Source organism: Arthrobacter globiformis, from assembly GCF_003261175.1.
Taxonomy (GTDB): domain Bacteria; phylum Actinomycetota; class Actinomycetes; order Actinomycetales; family Micrococcaceae; genus Arthrobacter; species Arthrobacter globiformis_A.
Window position 1 is genome coordinate 192,287 of the sequence record NZ_QLNP01000067.1, and the last position, 23,791, is coordinate 216,077.

At 64.3% G+C, this 23,791-nt stretch carries 19 protein-coding genes and 1 pseudogene; 16 read left to right on the forward strand and 4 right to left on the reverse strand.

Translation table 11 applies throughout. The annotated features are described in order from the left end of the window. Positions 1-194: 194 nt before the first annotated feature. The 11 genes and pseudogenes from glnT to istB all read left to right on the forward strand — a co-directional run. Positions 195-1,568 (forward strand): type III glutamate--ammonia ligase, encoded by a 1,374-nt coding sequence (glnT, locus tag DBZ45_RS09155; protein ID WP_111903606.1) that lies wholly within the window; start codon positions 195-197, stop codon positions 1,566-1,568. 59 nt (positions 1,569-1,627) lie between these two features. Next, positions 1,628-2,536: a glutamine amidotransferase gene (locus DBZ45_RS09160; protein WP_111903607.1), complete on the forward strand. Its 909-nt coding sequence runs from the start codon at positions 1,628-1,630 to the stop codon at positions 2,534-2,536. Then, the gene (locus DBZ45_RS09165; RefSeq protein WP_111903608.1) at positions 2,524-3,249 is read left to right on the forward strand and encodes a protein glxC; all 726 of its coding nucleotides are present in this window, start codon (positions 2,524-2,526) and stop codon (positions 3,247-3,249) included. Before DBZ45_RS09160 ends, DBZ45_RS09165 begins: the two co-directional genes overlap by 13 nt. 12 nt (positions 3,250-3,261) lie before the next feature. Then, entirely contained in the window at positions 3,262-4,623 is a 1,362-nt protein-coding gene (locus DBZ45_RS09170; RefSeq protein ID WP_111903609.1) for an FMN-binding glutamate synthase family protein, read from the forward strand. After that, on the forward strand, positions 4,620-5,774 hold the full coding sequence (locus DBZ45_RS09175; protein ID WP_111903610.1) for an FAD-dependent oxidoreductase: 1,155 nt from the start codon (positions 4,620-4,622) through the stop codon (positions 5,772-5,774). Before DBZ45_RS09170 ends, DBZ45_RS09175 begins: the two co-directional genes overlap by 4 nt. A gap of 42 nt (positions 5,775-5,816) precedes the next feature. Beyond that, a complete protein-coding gene (locus DBZ45_RS09180; protein WP_111903611.1) occupies positions 5,817-7,103 on the forward strand; it encodes an allantoate amidohydrolase in 1,287 nt (428 codons plus the stop codon). Beyond that, positions 7,103-7,723 carry a helix-turn-helix domain-containing protein gene (locus DBZ45_RS09185; RefSeq protein ID WP_111903612.1) on the forward strand — a complete coding sequence of 207 codons (621 nt, stop codon included), beginning with the start codon at positions 7,103-7,105 and terminating at the stop codon, positions 7,721-7,723. The genes DBZ45_RS09180 and DBZ45_RS09185 overlap by 1 nt, the downstream gene beginning before the upstream one ends. 739 nt (positions 7,724-8,462) lie before the next feature. Continuing rightward, positions 8,463-9,053, forward strand: coding sequence for a hypothetical protein (locus tag DBZ45_RS09190; RefSeq protein WP_190243068.1), 591 nt, complete (start codon positions 8,463-8,465; stop codon positions 9,051-9,053). 21 nt (positions 9,054-9,074) lie between these two features. After that, positions 9,075-9,473 (forward strand): hypothetical protein, encoded by a 399-nt coding sequence (locus DBZ45_RS09195; protein WP_223256992.1) that lies wholly within the window; start codon positions 9,075-9,077, stop codon positions 9,471-9,473. A 1,080-nt stretch (positions 9,474-10,553) separates the two neighbouring features. Then, a complete protein-coding gene (locus DBZ45_RS09205) occupies positions 10,554-10,928 on the forward strand; it encodes a hypothetical protein (protein ID WP_223256993.1) in 375 nt (124 codons plus the stop codon). Positions 10,929-11,188: 260 nt separating this feature from the next. Then, a pseudogene (gene istB, locus DBZ45_RS09215) lies at positions 11,189-11,703 on the forward strand (IS21-like element helper ATPase IstB); the annotation flags it as partial. Between the two features lie 488 nt (positions 11,704-12,191). On the opposite strand, the gene DBZ45_RS09220 reads toward istB, so the two are convergent. After that, positions 12,192-13,070: a lytic transglycosylase gene (locus DBZ45_RS09220; protein WP_111903616.1), complete on the reverse strand. Its 879-nt coding sequence runs from the start codon at positions 13,068-13,070 to the stop codon at positions 12,192-12,194. 748 nt (positions 13,071-13,818) lie between these two features. Between DBZ45_RS09220 and DBZ45_RS09225 the strand changes: the two genes are divergently transcribed. Together DBZ45_RS09225 and DBZ45_RS09230 are read left to right on the forward strand one after the other, a co-directional pair. After that, positions 13,819-14,661, forward strand: a complete 843-nt coding sequence (locus tag DBZ45_RS09225; protein ID WP_111903617.1) for a spherulation-specific family 4 protein — start codon at positions 13,819-13,821, stop codon at positions 14,659-14,661. A 763-nt stretch (positions 14,662-15,424) separates the two neighbouring features. After that, positions 15,425-15,976, forward strand: coding sequence for an AMIN-like domain-containing (lipo)protein (locus DBZ45_RS09230; protein ID WP_111903618.1), 552 nt, complete (start codon positions 15,425-15,427; stop codon positions 15,974-15,976). A gap of 970 nt (positions 15,977-16,946) precedes the next feature. Here DBZ45_RS09230 and DBZ45_RS09235 read toward each other — a convergent pair. Continuing rightward, on the reverse strand, positions 16,947-17,513 hold the full coding sequence (locus tag DBZ45_RS09235; protein WP_111903619.1) for a TetR/AcrR family transcriptional regulator: 567 nt from the start codon (positions 17,511-17,513) through the stop codon (positions 16,947-16,949). Positions 17,514-18,171: 658 nt separating this feature from the next. Between DBZ45_RS09235 and DBZ45_RS09240 the strand changes: the two genes are divergently transcribed. The 3 genes from DBZ45_RS09240 (at position 18,172) to DBZ45_RS09250 (ending at position 20,088) form a co-directional block, all read left to right on the forward strand. After that, entirely contained in the window at positions 18,172-18,714 is a 543-nt protein-coding gene (locus tag DBZ45_RS09240) for a DUF2306 domain-containing protein (RefSeq protein ID WP_223256995.1), read from the forward strand. A 565-nt stretch (positions 18,715-19,279) separates the two neighbouring features. Further along, on the forward strand, positions 19,280-19,606 hold the full coding sequence (locus tag DBZ45_RS09245; RefSeq protein ID WP_190243069.1) for a hypothetical protein: 327 nt from the start codon (positions 19,280-19,282) through the stop codon (positions 19,604-19,606). A 179-nt stretch (positions 19,607-19,785) separates the two neighbouring features. Then, the gene (locus DBZ45_RS09250) at positions 19,786-20,088 is read left to right on the forward strand and encodes a DUF4193 domain-containing protein (RefSeq protein WP_111903620.1); all 303 of its coding nucleotides are present in this window, start codon (positions 19,786-19,788) and stop codon (positions 20,086-20,088) included. 500 nt (positions 20,089-20,588) lie between these two features. Here DBZ45_RS09250 and DBZ45_RS09255 read toward each other — a convergent pair whose 3' ends face one another. Continuing rightward, positions 20,589-22,058 (reverse strand): aromatic amino acid lyase, encoded by a 1,470-nt coding sequence (locus DBZ45_RS09255; protein ID WP_111903621.1) that lies wholly within the window; start codon positions 22,056-22,058, stop codon positions 20,589-20,591. 44 nt (positions 22,059-22,102) lie between these two features. Next, on the reverse strand, positions 22,103-23,791 hold a 1,689-nt coding region (gene hutU / locus DBZ45_RS09260; RefSeq protein ID WP_111903622.1), incomplete at its 5' end, for a urocanate hydratase.

Genomic DNA, 23,791 nt, shown 5'->3' on the forward strand with positions numbered 1-23,791 from the left:
GGTAGTGGCGTGAAACCATGATTCATGAGAGTGAACCAGGGTGGGTTACCGTCGCGTTAAGTTGCTGTTGCCATCTTTCGGCACTGCCGTCACCCAGATTTAACAATCCAAGCGAAGATCCGAAACACAGTTTTGACTACTGTGGTTCAACAAAGTTTCACCACAAGCAACAGCAAGCGAACAGGACAGCTCCGATGACAAGTGTCGCGACACCTGAAGTACCAACAGATGCACGTGCGGCGGCGAGCGCCGATCGTATTTCCCTTGCAGACATCGCCAAGGCGCACAATGTCCGTTTCCTGCTGGCCACCTTCGTGGACATGACCGGCAAGCCGTGCGCCAAGCTGGTGCCGGTCGAAGCCGCCGACGAACTCGAGGCCGGGGCCATGGGATTTGCCGGCTACGCGGCCGGCCTCATCGGCCAGAAGCCGCAGGATTCAGACCTCATTGCCGTTCCCGACCTCGCCTCCTTCACCCCCGTGCCGTTCATCAAAGAGGGCCTGGCGCTGATCCACTGCGATCCCCACGTCGACGGCAAGCCCTGGCCCTACGCGCCGCGCGTCATCCTCAAAAACACCCTCGCCCGCCTGGCTGAGCAGGGGATGCAGGCCAAGATCGGCGCCGAGGTGGAATACTTCCTCGTCAACAAGAACGACGACGGCACCCTCAGCACCGCCGACACCCGCGACGACTCGACCCGTCCCTGCTATGACGCGCGCGGCGTCACCCGCATGTATGAGCACCTCACCGCGATCTCCACGGCCATGAACAGCCTGGGCTGGGGCAACTACGCCAGCGACCACGAGGACGCCGCCGGCCAGTTCGAGCAAAACTTCAACTACGCCGACGCGCTGACCACGGCCGATCGCGTGGTCTCCCTGCGCTACATCCTGAACATCCTCGCCGAGCAGCGCGGCATGACGGCAACCTTCATGCCCAAGCCCTTCACCGACCGCACCGGCACGGGCCTGCACTTCCACCTGTCCCTGTGGTCAGGCTCGGAGGCCCTTTTCCCCGGGGACGACGGCGACCGCGGCCTTGGGCTGTCAGAGCTCGCCTACTCCTTTATCGGCGGCCTCCTCCAACACGCCCCGGCGCTCCAGGCCTTCCTGGCGCCGACGGTTAACTCCTACAAGCGCAGCGGTGCCACCACAAGTTCCTCCGGGGCAACGTGGTCACCCCGGAAGGCCTCCTTCGGAGGAAATGACCGCACCCACATGGTCCGCGTGCCGGACGAAAAGCGGATCGAGCTGCGGTCCGGGGACGGCTCAGCCAACCCCTACCTCGCCATCGCCACCGCCATCGAGGCCGGGCTGGACGGCATCAGCAAGGGAACAGACCCGGGAGCCCCGTCCGGGCCGGGCGAGGCGCGGCCCGACGCCCACCTGCTGCCGGCAACGCTCCTTCACGCCGTCGAAGCCCTGCGCCGGGACCCGGTCATCCTCTCCAGCCTCAGCGGCGACGAGTCGATCGGCCACTACTACGCCGACGCCAAGGAAGAGGAGTTCCTGACCTGGCACAACCAGGTGAGTGACTGGGAAATCCGTACCTACCTGACCTCGGTCTGAACCGGCTCCCATCAGGAACCGGCCCCAACCAACCAGCCCACCTAGCAAAGGACCCTGAAATGTGCGGAATCGCCGCGCTGCAGCTGCGCAACCCCCTGCTGCATTCCCAAATGGGCAGCCTCCTGTCCTCGATGATGTGCCAGATCGTGGACCGCGGCCCGGACTCGGCCGGCCTCGCCGTCTACGACACCCCGGGCCTCGTTTCCGGCAACACCTCCACGCTCAGCCTGCTCGGCAAAGATCAGGGCCTGCCGACGGCGGGAATCGCCGCCGCGCTGGAAAGCCTGCTGCCGGCCTTCGCCGGGACGGCAGTGAAGGTGGTGGGCGATACCACCTTCGTCAGTTCCGCCGTCGATACCGGGCTGCTCGCCAAAGCGGTCCGAGAGACCCTCCCGGACTCCACCATCATCGGCCGCGGGGAACACGTGGCCGTGATGAAGAGCGTGGGCCATCCGATGGACATCGCCGCCGAGCACGGGCTGGAGGCCATGTCCGGCAGCCAGGGCCTGGCCCACACCAGGATGGCCACCGAGTCGGCCGTCACCGCCGGCGGATCCCACCCGTTCTCCGTTGCCGACGACCTGTGCCTGGTCCACAACGGCTCGTTCTCCAACCACGCCACCATCCGGCGGGACCTGCTGCGCGAAGGCGTGGTGTTCGACTCCGACAACGACACCGAGGTAGGCGCCCGCTACATCGCCTCCCGCCTGAAGCAGGGCGACACCCTGGAGGAAGCCCTGACCAATCTGGGCAAGGTCTTCGACGGCTTCTACACGCTCGTCGTCACCACGGCCGACAGCATGGCCGTGGTCCGCGATCCCATCGCCTGCAAGCCGGCCATCATCGCCGAAACCGACGACTACGTGGCCATGGCCTCGGAATACCGCGCCCTGGCATCCCTGCCCGGCATCGAAACAGCCCGCATCTTTGAACCGGAACCCGGAAAGGTCTACACATGGTCACTCTGATCCAATCCCAAACGCAGGACTACCCCACGGCCGCCGATGAGGCCACCGTGGACCTTGCCGACAGCCCGGTCCGCAACCTCAACCAGGCTCTGCACGGAGCAGCGCACGGCCAGTTCTGGACCGTCGAGAACCCGGGCGGAAAGCACAACCTCGCGGTCGGCATCGATGCCGAGGTGTCCGTCACCATCAACGGCCATGCCGGCTACTACGCTGCCGGGATGCACCAAAAAGGCGAGGTGACCATCTACGGCAATGCCGGCGTCGGACTCGCCGAGAACATCATGTCCGGAAAGGTCCATGTGAAGGGGGATGCCTCCCAGTCGGCCGCGGCCACCGGCCACGGCGGCCTCGTGGTGATCGACGGGAACGCCGGAGCCCGCTGCGGGATCTCTATGAAAGGCGTGGACATCGTGGTGGGCGGCAACATCGGCCACATGTCCGCATTCATGGCCCAGGCCGGCCGGCTCGTGGTCTGCGGCGACGCCGGGGACGCGCTCGGAGACTCCATCTACGAAGCCCGCATCTACGTGAAGGGAACCGTTGCTTCCCTGGGCGCGGACTGCATCGAGAAGCCAATGAGCATCGAGCACCTGGACGAACTCGCCGAACTGCTGGCCGCCGCCGGCCGCACCGACAACCCTGCGGACTTCAAGCGCTACGGCTCGGCACGGAACCTCTACCACTTCAGCGTCCACAACTCGACGTCTTACTAGAAGGACAACGCCATGACCATCACCTCCCTGGGCGCCCCGTCAACCCTCCCCGCACGGCAGGTCGAAGAACTGGGCCTGCGCGAATCGGCCACGTTCGACCGCGCCACCATCGCCGACATCCAGCGGGCCGCCGCGACCGGCGTCTACGACATCCGCGGCTGGGGAGCGAAGCGCAAGGTCCCGCACTTCGATGACCTGCTGTTCCTCGGCGCCTCCATGTCCCGCTACCCGCTGGAGGGCTACCGCGAAAAGTGCGATACCGACGTCGTCCTCGGTGACCGCTACGCCTCGCGGCCGCTGCACCTGCAGACTCCGGTGACCATCGCCGGCATGAGCTTCGGTGCATTGTCCGCCAACGCCAAGGAGGCACTGGGCCGCGGCGCCAGCGAGGTGGGGACCTCCACCACCACTGGTGACGGCGGCATGACCCCCGAGGAGCGGGGACAGTCCAAGCACCTCGTGTACCAGTACCTGCCGTCGCGCTACGGAATGAACCCGGACGACCTCCGCAAGGCAGACGCGATCGAAGTGGTCCTCGGCCAGGGCGCCAAGCCCGGAGGCGGCGGCATGCTCCTCGGCCAGAAGATCACGGAGCGCGTAGCCCGCATGCGCACCCTGCCGGTGGGAATCGACCAGCGTTCGGCCAGCCGGCACCCCGACTGGACCGGGCCGGACGACCTGGAGATCAAAATCGGCGAACTCCGTGAAATCACCGACTGGAAAACGCCCATTTACGTCAAGATCGGCGCCTCCCGGCCCTACTACGACACCGCCCTGGCCGTGAAGGCCGGCGCCGACGTCGTCGTCGTCGATGGCATGCAGGGCGGCACCGCGGCCACGCAGCAGGTCTTCATCGAAAACGTCGGGATCCCCACGCTAGCCGCCATCCCGCAGGCCGTCCAGGCACTGCAGGAACTCGGTCTGCACCGCAAGGTCCAGCTCATCGTCTCCGGCGGCATCCGCACCGGGGCCGACGTCGCCAAGGCCATGGCCCTCGGCGCCGACGCTGTAGCCATCGGCACGGCAGCGCTGATCGCACTGGGCGATAACGACCCCCGGTACGCCGCCGAATACGCTGCAATGGGATCGGCCGCGGGCTTCTACGACGACTTCCAGGACGGCCGGGATCCCGCCGGCATCACCACCCAGGATCCTGAGCTCTCCTCGCGGCTTGACCCCATCGCGGGCGGCCGACGCCTGGCCAACTACCTGCGCGTTCTGACCATGGAAGCGCAGACCATCGCCCGGGCCTGCGGAAAGTCGCACCTGCGCAACCTCGAGCCGGAAGACCTGGTGGCCCTCACCATCGAGGCGTCGGCCATGGCCCGCGTTCCGCTCGCCGGCACCAGCTGGATCCCCGGAGCGAAGCAATGACGGAATCCTCCGAGTATGTGGTGGTGGGCGCCGGCCTGGCCGGCGCCGCCACCGCTTGGCACCTCGCATCCCGCGGCCACGAGGTAACCCTGGTGGAGCGCAACGTTCCGGCCAGCCACGACGGCAGCTCCCACGGCTCGGCGCGGATCTTCCGCTACGCCTATCCCGATGCGTTTTATACGCGGGCAGTCCTCGAGTCCAAGACGCTGTGGGATGAGCTGGACCGCGCCAGCGACCTGAGCCTGATCACGCCGTTCGGCGCCGTGGACTACGGGTCCCGACGGCAGCCGGAGCAGCTGGCCGGAGTCCTCGCCGGTGCCGGGGTTGAACACGAACTCCTTACCGCGGCCGGGGCCCGGGCGCGGTGGCCGCACATCGCCTTCGACACCCCCGTGCTCTGGCACCCCGGTGCCGGGGTGATCGACGCCGAGACCTCGGTTCGCGCCATGGTCGACCTAGCCGTGGGGCAGGGGGCCGTGTTGAAGACCGGCTGGAACGTCACGGGCGTGGAGGAGGAGGGCGCCGGCTACCGTGTGCTGTCCGACGGCGGCGAGTCGGTACTCGCCGGGAATGTCGTGGTCACCGCCGGCGGCTGGCTTCCGCATCTGCTGGGACGCCTTTCGCTGCCGGCCGGGTTCCTCGCGGGGATGCCGGAGATCACCGTCCGGCAGGAGCAGGCCTTCCACTTCCGGTACCGCGACGACAGTCCCTGGCCGACGTTCATACACAAGGGCCCGGAAATCCAGACATACGGACTGCCCGGAGGTCGGGACGCGGGCTTCGCCGGCCAGAAAGTGGCCGAGTACAACGGTGGCGGCCTCATTCCCTCCGCCGCCCGGCAGACCGGCGTCGTGGAGCCGGCCAATCGCCGGCGGGTGGTGGAGTACGTGCGGAAGTACCTCCCGGGACTGGACCCTGAGCCTTACGCCGAAACCACGTGCCTCTTCACCAACACGCCCAACGAGGATTTCATCATTGACAGGGCGGGGGGCGTCACAGTGGTCTCGCCGTGCTCAGGCCACGGCGCCAAATTTGCGCCGCTGATCGGGCAGTGGGCGGCGGATCTTGCCACCCGTGCGGCAGACCTGCCCGGCCGGTTCCGCCCGGCGGGGAGCGGCGTCAAAGCCGGCGCCAGCGCAGGCACCCGCTGATTCCTGACATCCACGAACACTCCAAGAGAAACGGACCAGCCAGTGACCTCCTGGGCGACCAAACCCGCAACTGACACCGTAACCGGCCTCATGCGGGACATCTCCGGCATCGGAACCGACGCCCACCGTGGCGGCTACTCCAGGCCGGTCTTCTCCACAGCCGAAACCGAGCTTCGGGCGTGGTTCACGGAGCAGGCCGAACGGCGTGGGCTGGATGTCAATACCGATGAGAACGGCATCATCTGGGCTTGGTGGGACACGGCCACCGGCACCCGCCGGGACGCCGTCGTCACTGGCAGCCACCTGGACTCGGTGCCCGGCGGCGGCGAGTATGACGGGCCGCTGGGGGTGGCCTCAGCGCTTGTCGCCGTGGACCTCCTGAAAAACCGCGGGTTCCGTCCCCGGCGGCCCCTGGCCATTGCTGTCTTCCCGGAGGAGGAAGGCTCCCGCTTCGGCGTCGCCTGTCTGGGGTCGCGGCTGCTCACCGGCGCGCTGGACCCGAACAAGGCCCGCAACCTGAAGGACGTGGACGGCAACACATACGCCGACGTGGCTGCAGCCAACGGCCAGGACCCGCGGTTCATCGGCGCCGACCACAAAGCGCTTAGCCAGCTGGGCCTGTTCGTCGAACTGCACGTCGAGCAGGGGAGGGGGCTGGCCGATCTCGGCCAGCCGGTGGCCATCGGCTCCTCGATCCTGGGCCACGGCAGGTGGAAACTGTCGGTCCACGGCCAGGGTAACCACGCCGGAACCACGCTCATGAAGGACCGCAGGGATCCCATGATTGCCGCCGCCAAGATCATGGTGGGCATCCGGGACACCGCCGCGAAGTACCGGGACGCACGGGCCACCGTGGGCAGGCTCCGGCCAGTCCCCGGCGGCACCAACGTCATTGCCTCCCGGGTTGATATGTGGATCGACGTCCGGCACCCGCGTGATGAGGTCACCGCTGCCCTGGTGGAATCCATCCACCTCAACGCCCAGGTGATGGCGGCGGAGGAAAGCTGCACGGTGACGTTCGGCGTCGAATCCCTCAGCCCCACGGTGCATTTCGACGCCGGACTACGGGACCAGCTCGAGATGCTGCTCCCGGAGGCGCCGGTCCTGGACACCGGGGCGGGCCACGACGCGGGCGTACTCGCCAGTCACATTCCCACGGCCATGCTGTTCGTCCGGAACCCGACCGGGATCTCGCATTCGCCCGAGGAACTGGTGGAGGACACTGATGCCGAGGCGGGCGCGGCGGCGCTGGCGGATACCCTCGCGGGCCTGCTGAGAGCAGCCAGGGTGCTCGGATCCGATCTGCAGGCTCCGCCTATGATGGCTTGATGACGGATCAGGCTGGTGAAGTGAGGGACATGGCCGCTGAGGACACCGACGACGGCGTGGCCGGCAAGCTGGAGCGGATCATTGCCGGCCAGGTCCGGCACTACCGGACCGCGAACGGGCTCTCCGCGTCGGAGCTGGCCTCCCGGACCGGCATGTCCAAGGCGATGATCTCCAAGATTGAAACCGCCAGCACATCGTGTTCCCTCACCACGCTCCAGCGCCTGGCGGACGGGCTCAAGATTCCGGTCACCGCGCTGTTCCGCGGCGCGGACACAGACCGGGACGCCACCTTCACCAAGAACGGCCAGGGCAGCCTGACGGTTCGCAGCGGAACGCAGCACGGGCACGAATACCGGGTGCTCGGGACGCTCAAGGGCCGGACCGACGCCTTGGAGCCGACGCTGGTGACACTGACCGACGCGTCCGACGTCTTCCCGCTGTTCCAGCACCCCGGCACGGAATTCATCTACATGCTCGCCGGCAAAATGACCTACGGCCACGGCGCGTACGAATACTCGATGGAACCCGGCGACTCCCTGCTCCTGGACGGGGAAGGGCCGCACGGTCCCCTCGAACTGCTGGAGCTGCCCATCCGGTTCCTGGCTGTGGCAGCAAAGTAATTGAATCTCCCTTGCGCGACACCGCTTGTCGGCACGAACCTGGCGGGACGCCTTCAGAGTGCCGGTAAGGCGCTGGTGAGTGCAGCGGGCCAGTTGGGGGGCCGCGGAGACAAAAACGGGACCGACGCCGCAGCTCCTGCCCCTCCTCACGGACCCGTTCTGAACGCCTGTGAGGATTGTCGTGGCTGGTCCGGGACTGGCTGGATGTTCTGTGCTCGGTGGAGCGAAGTCTTGGTCATGCTCTCTTCCACTGTCTGCACCATGTGATGGTCGAAGGGAGGCCGCAACGCTATGAGGTTCAATGAATCCGAGTCCTCGGCTTGGTCCGCACATCACTGCTCGGCGCATTTCGTGAGTTGGGTTGAGCCCGGGAACGTCCTCTCGTCGCAGCTGGCCTGCGCGGCTGCTGGTGGTGGAGAGGGATCCCCAGTGCCGCAAAAGGATCGTCACGATTGTATGGGTTGGGGCGCAAAGTGCTCACAAAAGAGGGTGTGGACTGGGCCGGATTGGGGATGTTTTTGGGGGAGGGGCGGATTTTCAGGGGGAGCGGCTGGTTCGAGTCCCCTTAGCTCCACAAATTGCAGGGCATTCTGTATTAGTCGATCCCCTGAATAAACACTTTTGTAACACTTTGCCTATGAAGCGGCCCTGATTGAAGTAATCATGGGTCCGATTGTAGTGAGACCTGCAAGTGGTGAAGAGTCGGCGACCGCCCCAGGGACACAGGGTTTTCCGCAAATTGCCCGGGCGGGCGGCTGGCATCGCCATCGCCCAGTTCCTGATCGCCTGCCTGGCCGTCATGCAGATCGGGTCCGAATACGGCATCCGCATGATCTCCACGACCCTCACTGTCGTGCCTCGCCGGATCACCGCCATCCTGGCCAAGACCCTCGTCATCGCCGGGACATCCTTCATTGTCGGCGTCGTCGCGGCTCTCATCTTGTACGTGGCCGTCCAGCCGATGCTGGAGCCCAAGGACCTCGACTACGCGATCACGGCCGACGGCGTCATCCCAAGCATCCTCAGAACCGGCGCCTTCCTGACCATGATCGCCATCCTTGGCCTGGGCATCGGAGCCATGCTCCGCAACAGCCCCGGCGCCATCATGACGACCCTCGGGCTGCTGCTCGTCGTCCCGATAGTGCTCGCGATCCTGTCCGGCCACAACGAACTGTTCATGGACATCAGCCGCTACCTGCCATCCAACGCCGGCATGGACTTCGTCGCCATCGAGACCCTGCCTGAGCACCCCAATCAGGGCCAGGCCGGCCTGGTAATGCCTGGATGGCCGACATTAGACTTGATCGGGCAGCCTGAGGACGGCTGCTGACTGGATTTCATGGGGGGACACATGCCAAGCACTGACGATCAGGTCCGCGGCGCGCACGAGGAGGCGCTGGCGCGGGGAGAGAAGCGTGTGTTGAGCCGCGCCGTGGACGGCAGGCTTCACAGCTACGCCAAGGACGAGATCGGTATCGTCACCGCCAGCTCCCAGCCCCAAGTGCGCTCGGCTGTCGGCTTCACCGTGATGGCTGTCTTCTTTGTGGCCTTCGCGGTGGGCTCGGTCCTGCTGGTGTTTGCCCCGACGGGCCGCGGCCAAGACCCGCTTTGGGGCGCCCTTTTTCTGACAGCAGCATCGGCCGGAGGCGTGGCCTACAGCGCACGAATGGCCAGCACAGCAGCCAAGGCGAGGCGCTTGCGCAAGGAGCGCGGCGTGCCTGAGCCGACCGCCAAGCAGTTCGACTGGTAAGTTCCCCGGTCGAGCTCCAAGACGGCTGACCAGCCGCACACAAAGCAGGTGTGGAGACACACGCTTTACGCCAGCCCAAAGGGGTTAGGGTCGGCGGTCAGTTCAGTGCCAGTGCGCGTTCTGAACCGACTGCGACCCTGACGCCTGTCGTTGACACCCGCCCAAGCGCCCGGACGCCCCAGATAGGCAAGCGGGAGCTGCTCGGACCCGGGACACTGGCAGATCGGAGCCCCGCCTGGACACCGGCGGCTATCAGGAAGTTCCTCGGGGAGCCGGACAAGCTGATTCGCAACCCGATGTACCGGAACGGTCCGCAGATGCGCATGTTCCTCACCGAACGCGTCGAGAACGTCGTGGCATCCGCGGACTGGAAAGCCTGGGAGGAGGCCAGCCGCCGCCGCAGTGCCGCCAAGGGCCGCAAGAAGCCCGAAGCCGAGAAGGCAGCCCCGAAGGTTGAGGTCGGCCAGGGTTGCCAACTACCTTCGCCGCGGTGCTGTTCGGGGCTGACCAGGACCGGGTCGGGCAGTCGGAAGCGCACGTCTCTGTCGTGGTCCGACGTCTGCCGCCCACACATCGCGCACTCATGTGCTTTCAACGAGTCCATGTTTCCCCCAATAGTCGCCTGCTGTGAGTCTACGCGTGCCCCGTTTGACGGGGGCATGCACCTGCTGGCGGTGGTCCGGCTGCGGGGCAGATGACCTGCCGCCGCTGGAGTTCACCAGCGGCCGCTAGCTTGAGGTTCGCGTGTACTCCGCTGCTCCCCAGCCCCAGAAGGCCATGGAGGCAATCTCATCCTGGCTGGACGGGCTAGAATCCGCTCAGAGATAGGCGCCCGGCGTCTCCGGAACCGTGAAGTGGGAGTTCTCCCCACCACTTTCTGCGTCCCCGTCTTGTATATTCGGTCAAGGAACACCGGGCTGAAAATTGGGGAAGCGAGTGTCCGTGAACAGTAGGTCCAGACCCGCGCCGGCGTGGCGTCTGGCCGGACCAGCAGCACTTCTGGCGATGGTGGTTTCCTGCAGCCAGCCTGGAACCGGACAGAATACGGACGTCAGCCTCGAATCAGCTAAGTCCAAAGTCATGTCCTTGGAGCAGGAAATCCTGGGGCTGCTGCCTGAGAATGCGGTCTTGTCCACGTTCGCCCGCGATACTTCCAGCCTGATGCCCTGCGCTGGCGGGGACCGGCGCAAGTGGACCGGGAACGCTGTAGCCGAAGTCGGGGCAGGCGTGGACCGCGATGCCATCCTCGATGAGGTCGTGGAGCTGATGGAGGCCAGGGACGGCTGGAAGGTGGAAGACGGAACGACCCCGAACGGGGCGCGGCGCATCGACCTCCTGCACAGCGACGGCACGCACCTGTTCGTGTCCTTTCGGGATGGCCCGGAAGAGCTGCGGGTCGCGGGCTACAGTGCCTGCTTCGACTTCCCGGAGTACGAATACGGCGAGGAGTACTAACCGACGCGTCCCGGGGGCACGGCACTGGGCGGGACCATGTCATCCACGCCATTCCGCCGACCTGAATCCGAAAAGGGAACCCCAGCGGCGGCTGGCACTGAAGCCCTATGCTCGGGCCGTGGCCCAGGTCCTCCGCGTTCCGGCACCCGGTGTAGATGAACGAAACGAAGGCAGGACATGGACAGCGGCAACTCGGGCGAACTGAGCCTCGGAGATCTCTTTCAGGCTTCTGGGCAGGCCCCAGAGGACGTACAGGGTCGCCTGCCGCTGACCGGAACCTCGTCGCTCATCTGGGCACTGGGGTCTTTCTGGAAGAAGCAAAGAACGTAGTCCTACTCGGCCCGCCCTGCACCGGAAAACCCATCTGGCTGTCGGGATCGGAATCCGGGCCGCACGCGCCGGGCATCGCGTCCTGTTCGATACAGCGACCGGGTGGGTATCGAGACTGGCCGAAGCCCACGACCGCGGACGGATACCCCAGGAACTGGCCAAGTTGCGCCGTTTTAAGCTGCTCATCGTTGACGAAGTCGGTTACATCCCTTTCGACCAGGACTCGGCCAACCTGTTCTTCCAGCTGGTCTCATCCCGCTATGAACACGCATCCCTGGTGCTTACCAGCAACCTCGCCTTCAGTAGGTGGGGTGAGGTCTTCAGTGACGCGACAGTGGCCTTGGCGATGATCGACCGGATCGTTCACCACGCAGAAGTCCTGAACCTCACCGGCAGCAGCTACCGGCTCCGGAACAAGACAAGAACCCAGCTCAAGGCACAATAGAACAGCAACCCGTGGCCCTGTTTTCAGTTGGCAAAACTGGCCCTATTTTCGGTTGGCGTTAACAGCCTCAGACGTTCACCGTTATTAAGGCCTCCTTGGCAACCTCCAGCGACACCCCTTCGCCGACCAGTCGTTGCACCAAGGCTCAGAACTTCTCAAGGTTCTGTGCCAGCCGGTCTATGGTCCGCAGCACGGATTGACTTTCCAACTGATGTTCCTAGCGGGGGTGGGAGCATTTCCTCGATTTCGCGATTGTGAAGGCGATGATTGACACAACGCGACCATCTGCGGATCCTCGTCTCTAGAAACTACTCTCAGCCTCGACGTAGCGGCTGCATTGGGGGAATCCATGGGTGAAAATGAAAGCCGCCAAATATCAGTTATGGCTTTTCTCCTCGTGGAATCTCAGTTGCGGGGATGAGGTCCTGCAGGTTTCGTCTCGTGAGCAAAGGGTCATCGCGGCCCTGTCCGGGTCTTCGGTTATCCGATTAGCGGAATCTCCTCTCGTGGTTTAGCACGGAGGCGACGTAGGCGCGGGTGTCCCGGTACATGCCACGGGTCATGACGGATCGCTGTCCCTGGTAATAGGAAGCGATCGCGATCCGCAGGTTTGGGCTGGTCCAAATCAATGCCCGGATGATGGCGACCCCGGCGGTGATGTTGTCCTGGGCGTTGCGAAGGTTCAGCGGCCGGCCGACGAGCCGGGACGCCCAGACACCCGAGCTTGGCATGACCTGCATGGTGCCGATCGCGCCTGCCCAGGAGGTGACGTTTTGCCGGAAGCTGGACTCCTGCAGGGCGATTGCCAGGACCAGGGACGGCCTGACACCCATCCGGCGGGCCGTGTTGGCAACCATTGACTTCAGCTGCGCAACACTCGGGTTCGTTGCCGGGGCCCATGCCTGGCCCGACCGGTTAATAATGATCCGCTGACCCGGATAGATGATCGTGCGAATGTTCATCCGGTTGACGGCAAGAATCGTCCTGAGGCTGATCCCATACCGCGCCGCGATTCCGCTGAGGGTATCCCCACGCCTCACAACATGCACTGCGACACGCGTGCCGGTGCCGATCCGGATCCTCTGGCCCGGATAGATGATGGTGCGCATGTGCATTCGGTTGAGGGCCAGGATGGTCCTCAGGCTGACGCCGTGGCGGGCGGCGATTCCGCTGAGGGTGTCACCTCTTCTGATGACGTATACGCCGGATGCCGGGACCCTTACCGGAGCCTGGACTTGTGCCGGTGCCGGGATTTGCGAGGGGGTGGCTGTTTGCGCGGCTGGGCCGCTGAGCAGGGTGGAAAGGATGGCTGCGGATATTGCTCCCGCGGTCAGAGTGGCGCTGGTGCGCCGTCTAGCTATGGTCATGATTTTCTTCTCACAGTGGTGGCTGCCGCCCGCCAGGCATTGGCTTTTGGGCGCGGCAAAGCCAGGCCGCAGCGCAGGGCTACGGAACCGTCGACTTTGACTTCGGTCCTCGGGACCGGACACTCACCCTGAGAACAACCGCTCCACCGCGTGCTGGCTTCTAAGTGGACGCAGCCCGATAGGTGCATATGCCGTCTGCATGGATGAGATCGGAGCCCCTCTTCCGGAAGGGCGCAGCCGGCACGGATCACTTGGAATCATGCAGTTGTACGCACACCAAAGGGCACGGAAAGTCCACTGCAGGGAGCGGCCAGACAGAAACGCCAGCGGTGCTGTCAGATTGCCACCGTATGGGTCGATAATCGCCATCAGCGGCAGGGTGAGGATCAGAGGCCGGACCGATTGCGTTTCCATCCCGGCCTAAGACCGATCTTATCGCCACCTGCCGGGTCTGCACCGGGCCGATCCCGGCCAATCGCTTAAGCTGGGCCCGCGTTTTCCTTGTCCTGGGCACCCAGCGGCGACGGGTCCGCGTGGGCGGGTCAGAAGGCGTGTCGGTTGCTGCCTCTGACCTCGACAAGGTCGGGCGCCGCATACTGGAAGCAGTCCCTTCCGAGTTTGCCGGGGAGGGAGGTGCGTAGCGTGAAATCCCTGATGGGAATCGTTTGGACTAAGGGCAGCCCGTAAATGAACGCTGAGACAGTGTGCGAGATCGGTCTGGGTTTCGGCGCAGCAGCCCTACGATGACATGCTCGATCTGTTGAGGGATGATGATCAAAAACGCGTTGGAGGGAACCGGGAGCAGATTGTGGAACACCCCTTAGACACGTTGGCTGAGAACGGCAACATCTCCTCAGCCGAGGAATCGGCCGCGGTCAACCAGCGGCAGTTGGTTCCCGGCTACTTTTATCCCGCGTGGAGCAGTTCCCTGAATTACTGGGTCCAAGTGCTCGCCATGAAAAAAGGGTCAATAGCCATCATGAACCCGGGCAGCGGACCTGGAACGTCAGGAAATCCTGACTATGCCAGGGCCATTTCTGAATGCCATGCCCGGCATCACAAGGTTATCGGCTACGTCTCGACCCGTTACGGCGAACGTCCCTTGGCTGCCGTCAAGACGGACGTTGCCTCCTATCGCAGCTGGTATCCCGCCCTGGATGGAATCTTCTTCGACGAAATGCCGAATGACCCAGCCATGGCTGCCGCCGGGGGTTTGACGGCGTTGGCCTACTACAAGCAGCTCTACGCTGCTGTAAGAAACACTGATGATGACAGGAGGGGAATTGTGGCGGGCAATCCCGGAAACGCCGCCGCTACTGCCTGGCAGGTCGACGCTCCGGTAGCCGATGTGCTGGTCATCTTCGAAGGCTCGGCCGCCACCTACGAAACATGGAGGCAGCCGCCCTGGGTCGCCAAGCACCCGGCACATCGGTTCGGGCACCTGGTCTACGGCTGTGATGCCGCTGCCACGGCGCATGTGGTCTCGCTGGCCAGATCCCGTAACGCCGGATGGGTCTATGTCACTGACCAGAGCGAGAGTGACGGCGTGTTGTGGACCCGGCTACCGGTGCCCTGGCCGAACCCAATCTGACAGCAACGAGGAGTCTTGTGAGCCGGTGAGCATCTGGAGGACAACTAGGGCGGCGCAATAATTTGCGGTTATTGTCTGCATTAACCCCCCGCCCGGACCCGGACCATCCATGGTGCGAAGCCAGACCATCGCAGCTGCCGCTCCGTTCGAGCAAAGACGACCGATATCTTAGTCCCGTTGCTGTAGATGGCGACCTCCCCTAATCCGGCCCCGACCTTACCGGGCTTGTATTCCTCCATGTGCTAGAGGGAACGCCTAAACCGGGGTCGCCTCGGGCGACTTCGTCGTGTAGAACCAACAAGCCTAGGAAGCCCCTCTCAGCTGCGCCGTTCACCCGATGGTTTAGCGCGGCGACCTCGGGATCCCGCTTCTCGCCTCGCCTGTCCGCACCCTTATCGCCGCTTCTGCGTTCCCGACGGCCATCTCCCGGGCGCAGGAGCACGTGGGGCGGGCGGCGCTGCCGGGACGGGGAATCGGAGGGCAAGGACCACCGTTGTTCGTTCTACCTTCGCCGATGACGGAGCCGGACTTGCCGTACCCTTGCCCACCGGCAACGGCCGTTACCGGCGGTAACGGCCGTGTGGAGAAAGGGCTACGAACGTCTTTCGACGGCCCCGAAACGCACAACGGAATCACGGTCCCGTGACCGGATTCCTGGCCGCTTAACGGTTGCACCAAGAACCGGAAACACCCCTCGTTTCGGGCTTGTGGCGCTCCTACTCTGGAGTCATCCCATCACACACACCCGAAAGGTGTACCCCATATGAAAAAACTAAGCGCCTGGCTGACGGTCATCATTGTGGCTCTCGTGCTGGGCCTGCTGGCTCCCGGCCCCGCCTCCGCAACCCCTTCCTACTGCGGACTGGTCTGGAGCTCCCTGTCCAAGTCCAACCAGTCCATGAGCGGCGCATCAGTAACCAACATACGCTCAGGACGACACACCTGCTTTGACCGGTTGGTCATCGACATCAAGGGAAAGGCAGCCGGCTACAACGTCCGCTACGTCTCCAAGGTCGTGCAGGACGGATCCGGACAGCCCATCAAACTGAGGGGCGGCGCCTTCCTGCAGGTCACCGCCAACTCAGCCAGCTACGACAACGCTACCGGCAGGGCCACCTTCGCTCCGGCTAACCGCTCCGAGGTGACCAACGTTTCGAAGTACCAGACATTCCGGCAGGTCGCCTGGGCCGGCAGCTACGAGGGTTACACTACCCTAGGCCTCGGCGTCCGCGCCCGGCTGCCCTTCAACGTCCACACCATTCCCGGCCCTGGCAACGGATCCAAGCTCGTGATCGACGTCGCCCACCATTGGTGACACCAGATGTGAATGCCGACAAAACCCGGCCTCGAAAATTCAGGCATGGCGGTGCCCGCTCCCACCGGAGGCGGGGCACCGCTTTGCGCGCACCGTGCGTTTTTCCAAAGTCTATGACCGACGCTCGCACCTGTCCCGGAGAGGGTGGGGTCGGAAGCGTCCGCCACTCCAGGGCCCCTGCCCTCCGCACTCCAGCGCTGAGCCGAGGCGAACCCCAGAACGACCTGTACGTCGTCCCACCGGAACCTTCGGTGAACGCCACGGAACAGGCCAGCCTCCTGCATTTTCTGGTCCAGCCTTAAGCCGATAACCTGCCTTCCGTAAACCTGGGGAGTCCATATCGGATTGGGGTGTCGCAGAGGCTGGCCCACCAGCCAGTTTCGGCCGCGAGCGAGCGACCTCCCGAGCCTGGTCACTGCCAGTGGCAGAGACTTCGCGCTAGGTTTCGCCGCGGTTGAAGTCTGCCCACCTTGATCAACTCGTGAATATCTGCTGCCGGGGGCGCGTTCGACCGACGATTCATCACCATCCATGAAGTCAAGTTAATTGACCGGGACGGGGATCAAGAAAAGCGCCATTATCTCCGAACCCTGCAGGGCTCGCCTACTGGCCCCGCGCCCCCGCGCCCTGGCCGCAGGCGCAGGGGAGACGGAACCTCTAGTGGATGCTCAGCGTACTTCCACTCGGACGACCAATTTATTGAAGTTTGAGTTGGTGCCGATGTCGTTACAGCGATAGCCGCGGCTACCGTACCAATCCACTATCATTCCCGATGCGGACGCCTGGGATTCGAACCGGCCGAGGTTTCTGTGTGATTGGCCCTCGGTAGTGGTGGAACGGGTCAGCGGCATCAGGCTCCCATGGCCAGAGTTCCTCCAGATTAGTAATGTTGGAGAACCCTCCGCGGTTTAATTCGAGCCGCTTTGGCGTTTGGCTTTAGGAAGGGTTTGCCGGCGGATGTCGGCGTTGTTCAGGGCCGGTGGCTGTCCATGAGCAGGGTGGCCATGTCCTTGGCGCGGGCAGCGGCGCGGGGGTCGCCTTCCGCCGCGGCAACGATTGCTCCCTTGATCAGGATGTGGATGGACCAGGAGAAATCGCACGGGTTATCGAGGCTGGCGGATCTTGCGAGATCGGCGATCTGCTCCCGCGTCTTTTCCAAGTACTGGATGCTCGCCTTCCCGAGAGGGTGGTCCGGGCCCATTTCCATCATCACGTGCAGGAAGGAACTGACCTGGACGGCGCCTTGGCGGAACCAGTCGTCAAAGACATCGAAGATGGTCAGCATGGCCGCCTCGCCGCGGGTCCCGTTCCGGGCTATGGCGTCCTCGATCGCTGCCGTGCGTTCCTGGTACCACTGCTCGAGGAAGGCCAAGACGACGTCGTCCTTGGAGTGAAAGTGCCGGTAGAACGTCGCCTTAGCCACCCCTGACGCACGTATCAGTTCGTCGACTCCGACATCGCGGATCCCCCGCCTGGCGAACAGTTCGTAGGCGACGGCAAGGATCTTCTCCGGGGGACTGCCCGTTGCAGGTCGCATTGGCTGTTCGGTCCCCTCTGAGGTGTCCACAAACCGGATAATACACGAGCACGAGAATGACCGTTCTGTCTGGGCCTGCCGCGGGCTTGCCATGCCCCACGACTGGTTTGTCGTGGACACACTCTTGGAAACATCCCGGCTAAATCAGAAGACCCACACTGGTGACGCTGCACCGTAGGCTCCTTTTTTGCCGGGGAAGCAGAGCCCGCCTCTGGTGTTTACAAACCTTTGCGGCTCGAAACGCTAGACTTACGAGGCGTCTCAGCAAGTGACCGATGGGCCGCCTAAGTGGTCCTGAAGGACGCTGACACAATCACGCGAGTCCTCCTGCAAGTAAGCTCCGTCGAAGCCGAAGGGGAAACATTGAAGCTCACTGAACATCCGCTCAGGCCATCGATGGCAGGTTAGACCTGCGGGTCCTCGAAGCGCCAGAGCTTGTAGTTCAGGCCCGAGGGGTCGACGAGATTCCTGATGCCGTTAAGGGTGCTGCAGCAAGATTGACCGGCCGCCCCAGACCTGACTTCGACATCGAAGTCAGGTACTGACCTCCGCAGTCTCAAAGGAGCGAGTGCCCCTGGCAGGCCAATTTACAGTGGGCGCATATTTTCGGCTTGCGGGCCCTTGGGGCCGTGCGTCACTTCGAACTCGGCTTTTGGCTGTGTACCTGGTGCTCGGGGCGTTCCAGTTCGTGCCCTCGCTTCGCCGCGGTAAATGCGGAAGGCTCAGTTGGCACAAAGTCGCCGGACGGATCATCGTCCCCGCCGGACTGCTCGCCGCTCTCTCCGGTTTATGGACGGCGGTCTTCTACGACCTCCCGCCCCTGGACGGGTTGCTCCTGCTCGTCCTTCGGCTGGTCTTCGGCTCGGCCATGGTTGCCTTCATTGTCTTGGGATTCATCGCGGTACGGCGCCGGAACTACGTTCGTCACAGTGAATGGATGTTCCGGGCGCACGCCATCGGCATTGCCCAAGGAACCATTGTCGTCGTAACCATCCCTTGGATTCTTCTCGTGGGACCGGTTGACGTGCTGACAAGGGAGCTGCTGATCGGGCCATCATGGGTACTTAGCCTGGGTCGTGGGCGAATACTTCATTTACCGGCGCGGCCAAGCGCCCGCGCGAACCCCGTGCCCTGCCGGCCCGGCCCACAGAAGCACACTGAATCGTCTTCCCACTTCCAGGAAGGCGTACCGTTGAGTTGAGTTACTGCGAGGTGACTCGCGGACGGTCAGTTGTCCCAGCGTGTCACCAGCAACGCGTGGAATTGGGCCCATGGTGAAGACCACCCCGACGCGACACAACGAACGTCATGCAGGATGGCGCGCTGATCGCGACCGACCTCCACACACTGCTACAGCGCGGGACGTTCCGGGGCCTCATGTACTTGCTGGACATTTATTCGGCGGCTCTACGCAGCAGGCTTCGGCCCTGACGAATTTCACGGTGAGCCGCTGGTCGTCCTGACCGTTGGCACGGGAAGTCTGCCCGGCGCGTGCTTCGGAGGAAGCCCGTCCCTCCCTGTCCCATCAGCCTGCATCGCGTCATCGACGGGGACACCTACGCGTCATTCATCACCGATCAGGAGGACGCGTCCGCGACCGACCGCGGATCCTCGCCGCTGACCATTTGCTTCATAGCGAGCTTCCTGCGGACGCCGCGTCCCGAGGAGCCCAGAAAGGGTTAGGCAACCGTGACCCTCGGGGCGTTCCTCGGTGGCGCAGCACCCATTACTGTCAATGGACCATCGGGAACGAAGTAAGAGGCACCATGACCATCGACATCGGGCTCATCCTCAGTCATGAGGACGAAGCGAACTTTGCAGCCCAGACCGAAGCTGTCACCGCAGCAATGCAACAGGTGCGAGAACTGCACCCGGCATACAGCTGGGTGGGCACCGATGAGATTCGCTGCAGAGGATGCAATGCGGGCCTCGACATACCGCCCCTCGCCAGCACGAACGCCAACGCTGATAAGGCCTTTCGGGCGCACCAGACGGCCCAGCTCGACGCCATGCTGGCCGCTGACGCGCATCATTCGATACAAGACTATTCGCCGAGTCATGATCCGATGCGGAGCTTGAACCTGACCGCATGACCTATGGGCGCCCGGCACGGTGTCCTGCTTTCGACACGAGGCAGAGGTTCCATCGGCACTCCCGTGTGGGGCGGCACTGCCTCACGGTCCTGGATATGGGAACAACGACGCATTGGAAGGCGTTGCAGTGTCGTCAGAAAAGAACATCAACGAAAACATCAGAAATGAGAATCACCTAAGTGGCAACCGATTACGACGAAGTCCGTTCCGACGTCAAGGAATCCCAGGACCGTTCGCTGGAGGCATTGCAGTCTGCGAACGCTCCGGACGCCCGCAGCGTCGTCAAGGAACTGGACGAAGCCGATGCACTCGATGAAGGACTGACCCCCGGTGGAGAGATCGTCTCCGAGGAGCTCATCGTCCAGGTCATCCCAGAGGCCGCGGATGAATTCACCTGCTATTCCTGCTTCCTGGTCCGGCACCGGTCCCAACTCGTGCGCGAGAGCAACGGCCACTCATACTGCATTGAGTGCGAGGGCTAAGGCCGCTGCCAGCGGCGTGCAGTGAAACTGGCGGAGGCAGTCAATCCTCCGGTGCCGACGCTGGGCGGTCGCGTAAGTTCCCGGCCCGTCTTCTCAGGGAGCTTCAAGGTGTGCGCTGGCATAACCATAACTGGCTGGGCGTTCTGTGTTGGGCTTGCGCCATCGCGTGCCCGGTGGCTGATGAGTGTCAACCTCCAAAGCCCTGAGGGTGTCGATGTCCTCTAATTTTCCAAGCCCCGATCCAGACGAGCGTGGACGCATTTGAAATTTTGGTTGGCAAAGCGTCGGCAACGGCTGAGGTTATCCCGGCCACGACTCCTGTGAGTCCGGACAGGATGGCCCTTGACCTAGAGTGCACGCCGGCCGAATTCGGGATTGAACATACAGACGCCGTACTCTCCCCGAGGAGATCCAGACCGATGGTGTAAGCGGTTTCGTTGGCTGTGGATGTGTTCATGGAGATGTCTGCCCCGGGCGCGCCGCGGTGATTTTGGAACCGGCTACCTCGAGCATCCGAAACCCGGGCGGAGAACCGTCCGGACTGCCCGGTCTACGTCGTCCCGGAGGTCCCGGTCCTGGACATCGGAGGGCAACTCCAGTCCGGCGTCGAAGGCTGCACGGAGGCGCTCACTGCGGAACCAGGCGGCAGTGCGGCCCTGCAGCCTGAGCGCGCGCGTGGCGCACAGGAACTCGATGCCAATGATGGTCGCAAAAGCCTCGACTGTGGATGAAAGTTGGGACGTCCCGACGCTTGCGAAGCTCGCATCCTCTTCGGCACCCAGGGACAGGACCACCGTCTGCAGGCTTACCGGTTGGGTGTTAGCCCGAATCCGACCCGCCGCCGCCGCTGCCACATACTCCAGCATCATGACCCCGGACTGGCCCGCGTCGTCGGCGGCGAGGAACCGGTTGAGGCCTGTATGAGACGGATCGCAAAGCAGATCAATCCTGCGAAGGATGGTGGGGCAGGCCGCTCCGAGCGCGAGGTGCAGCGCATCGACCCGCCTGGCAAGGGTGGTCATCTGGAAAAGGCCATGGTGGGCGACGCCGTTGCTGCCATCGCGGGCAGAGCCGAACACCAACGGGTTCTCATGGCCTGCGACGACGAGGCGTTCAAGAAGGGCTTGAAGCGCCTTGACTTCCTCCAGCAAGGAGCCAAGGACCTGGGGGAGGGTGCGCAAACAGTAGGGGTCCTGGATTCGCGCCGGGCTGTGGTGACCGTCAACGAGTTCATGGAGCACGCGGGCCATGTCGGCCACGGCAGGCGTGTCGGCGGCCCGGCCCACCTCGGGGCCGAACGCCTCCGGGTTTCCGGCCATTGCATTGAAAGACAGAGCGCTGACGGCTGTGAGGTTCTCCAGCAGTGTCGCCAGCTTTTGCTGGGCTACGACAGCCTGCGCGATAGTAAGCGCATTAGAGCTGATGAACGGCAGGGCATCCTCCGTTTCCCAGCTGGCCAGCGGAGCAGGGATCTTCTCTCCGTCCATCGTGGGCCGCTCGCCCAGCATTGTGAGCGCCGTCCCGGACAGTGCGGGAAGGTCTGCAGTTCCGATGCCCCCGAACTCCCGCACCTCGGGCAGGGCATCGGCGTTTATCAACCCCGCCAGAGCCTCGGCCACTGCAGGGCTAATTCCTGACGAACCTGCGGCGAGCTGCGAGAGCCTGATGATCAGCATGGCCCGGACGGTTTCCCGATCCAGGGCTCTGCCGGCATCAACCGCGTGGCTTCGCAGCAGGTTGAGCCCGTGAACGTCGACTCCCGCACCCATCCGGTTCAGGGTCACAGAGCGGTTCGCGCCGACGCCGGTGGAGCGGCCATAGACCGGCCGGGTCTTTGCGGTGGCCTGAGCGGAGCGCTGTGATTCTGCCATTCGATCAAGGGCCGACGGAGCCAGCCGCACCTGTGCTGCCGCGGTGGTTGCTGCTGCCAGTGCGGGCAGGTCAAGCTGGCGTCCGTCGATCTCGATCACGGAATGATCCCTTCTGGTGTCCTTGGTGGAAAGCGAGACCGCCGTCAGCGGGATTCGTTCATGGGGATGCGGACGCCGCGTTCCTTGGCGACGTCGAGGGCGCGGTCATAGCCGGCGTCGACATGTCGGATCACGCCCATGCCGGGGTCGTTGGTGAGGAGCCGCTCGAGCTTCTGCGCGGCGAGATCGGTGCCGTCGGCAACGGAGACCTGGCCGGCGTGGATGGAGCGGCCGATGCCTACTCCGCCGCCGTGGTGGAGGGAGACCCAGGTGGCGCCGGAGGCGGTGTTGAGGAGGGCGTTGAGCATGGGCCAGTCGGCGATCGCGTCCGAGCCGTCGGCCATGGCTTCGGTCTCCCGGTACGGTGAGGCAACGGAGCCGGAGTCCAGGTGGTCGCGGCCGATCACGATGGGGGCCTTGACCTTGCCTTCCTTGACCAGTTGGTTGAAGAGCAGCCCGGCCTTGGCGCGTTCGCCGTAGCCCAGCCAGCAAATGCGGGCCGGCAGGCCTTCGAATTCGACGCGCTCGGCGGCGGCGTCGATCCAGCGGTGCAGGTGCTGGTTCTGCGGGAAGAGCTCCTTGATGGCTTTGTCGGTGACGGCGATGTCCTCGGGGTCACCGGAGAGGGCGACCCAGCGGAACGGGCCCAGGCCCTCGCAGAACAGCGGGCGGATGTAGGCCGGGACGAAGCCGGGGAATTCGAAGGCCCGGCTGTACCCGCCCTTGCGGGCCTCGTCGCGGATGGAGTTTCCGTAGTCGAACACCTCGGCGCCGGCGTCCTGGAACTCGACCATGGCCTGGACGTGGCGGGCCATCGATGCCTGGGCCTTTTTGGTGAAGCCCTCCGGGTCAGCCTCGGCTTCGCGGTGCCATTCGTCCACGGAGATGCCTTCGGGCAGGTAGGACAGGGGGTCGTGGGCGGAGGTCTGGTCGGTGACGATGTCGATGGTCAGCTCACCGGCCTTGTGCCGGCGAAGGAGTTCGGGGAAGACCTCGGCGGCGTTGCCCACATAGCCCACGGACCAGCCGCGGCGCTCCTCCTTGGCCTTGAGGACCTTGGCGATCGCGGCGTCGAGGTCGGTCTCCACCTCGTCCAGGTAGCGCTTGCCGGCCCGGCGGCGCAGGCGGGTCTCGTCGACGTCGATGATCAGGCAGGCGCCCTCGTTCAGGGTGACGGCGAGGGGCTGGGCGCCGCCCATGCCGCCGCAGCCGCCGGTCAGCGTCAGGGTGCCGGCGAGCGTGCCGTTGCTGTCCCCGGTGAGCTTCCGGGCGATCGCGGCGAAGGTTTCGAACGTGCCCTGCAGGATGCCCTGCGTGCCGATGTAGATCCAGGACCCGGCCGTCATCTGCCCGTACATCATCAGGCCCTCGGCCTCGAGCCGGCGGAACTCGGGCCACGTGGCCCAGTCGCCCACGAGGTTGGAGTTGGCCAAAAGCACCCGCGGCGCCCACTCGTTGGTGCGGAAAACACCCACCGGCTTGCCGGACTGGACCAGCAGGGTCTCGTCCTTCTCCATGGTTTCCAGGGTGTGGGTGATGGCATCGAACGCGGCCCACGAGCGCACCGCCCGGCCGGTACCGCCGTAGACCACCAGGTCATCCGGGCGTTCGGCGACCTCGGGATCGAGGTTGTTCATGAGCATGCGCAGCGGCGCCTCGGTCTGCCAGGACTTGGCGGTGAGCTCGGTGCCGCGGGCTGCTTTGACCGGGCGGGCACCGGTGGTGAAATCGGC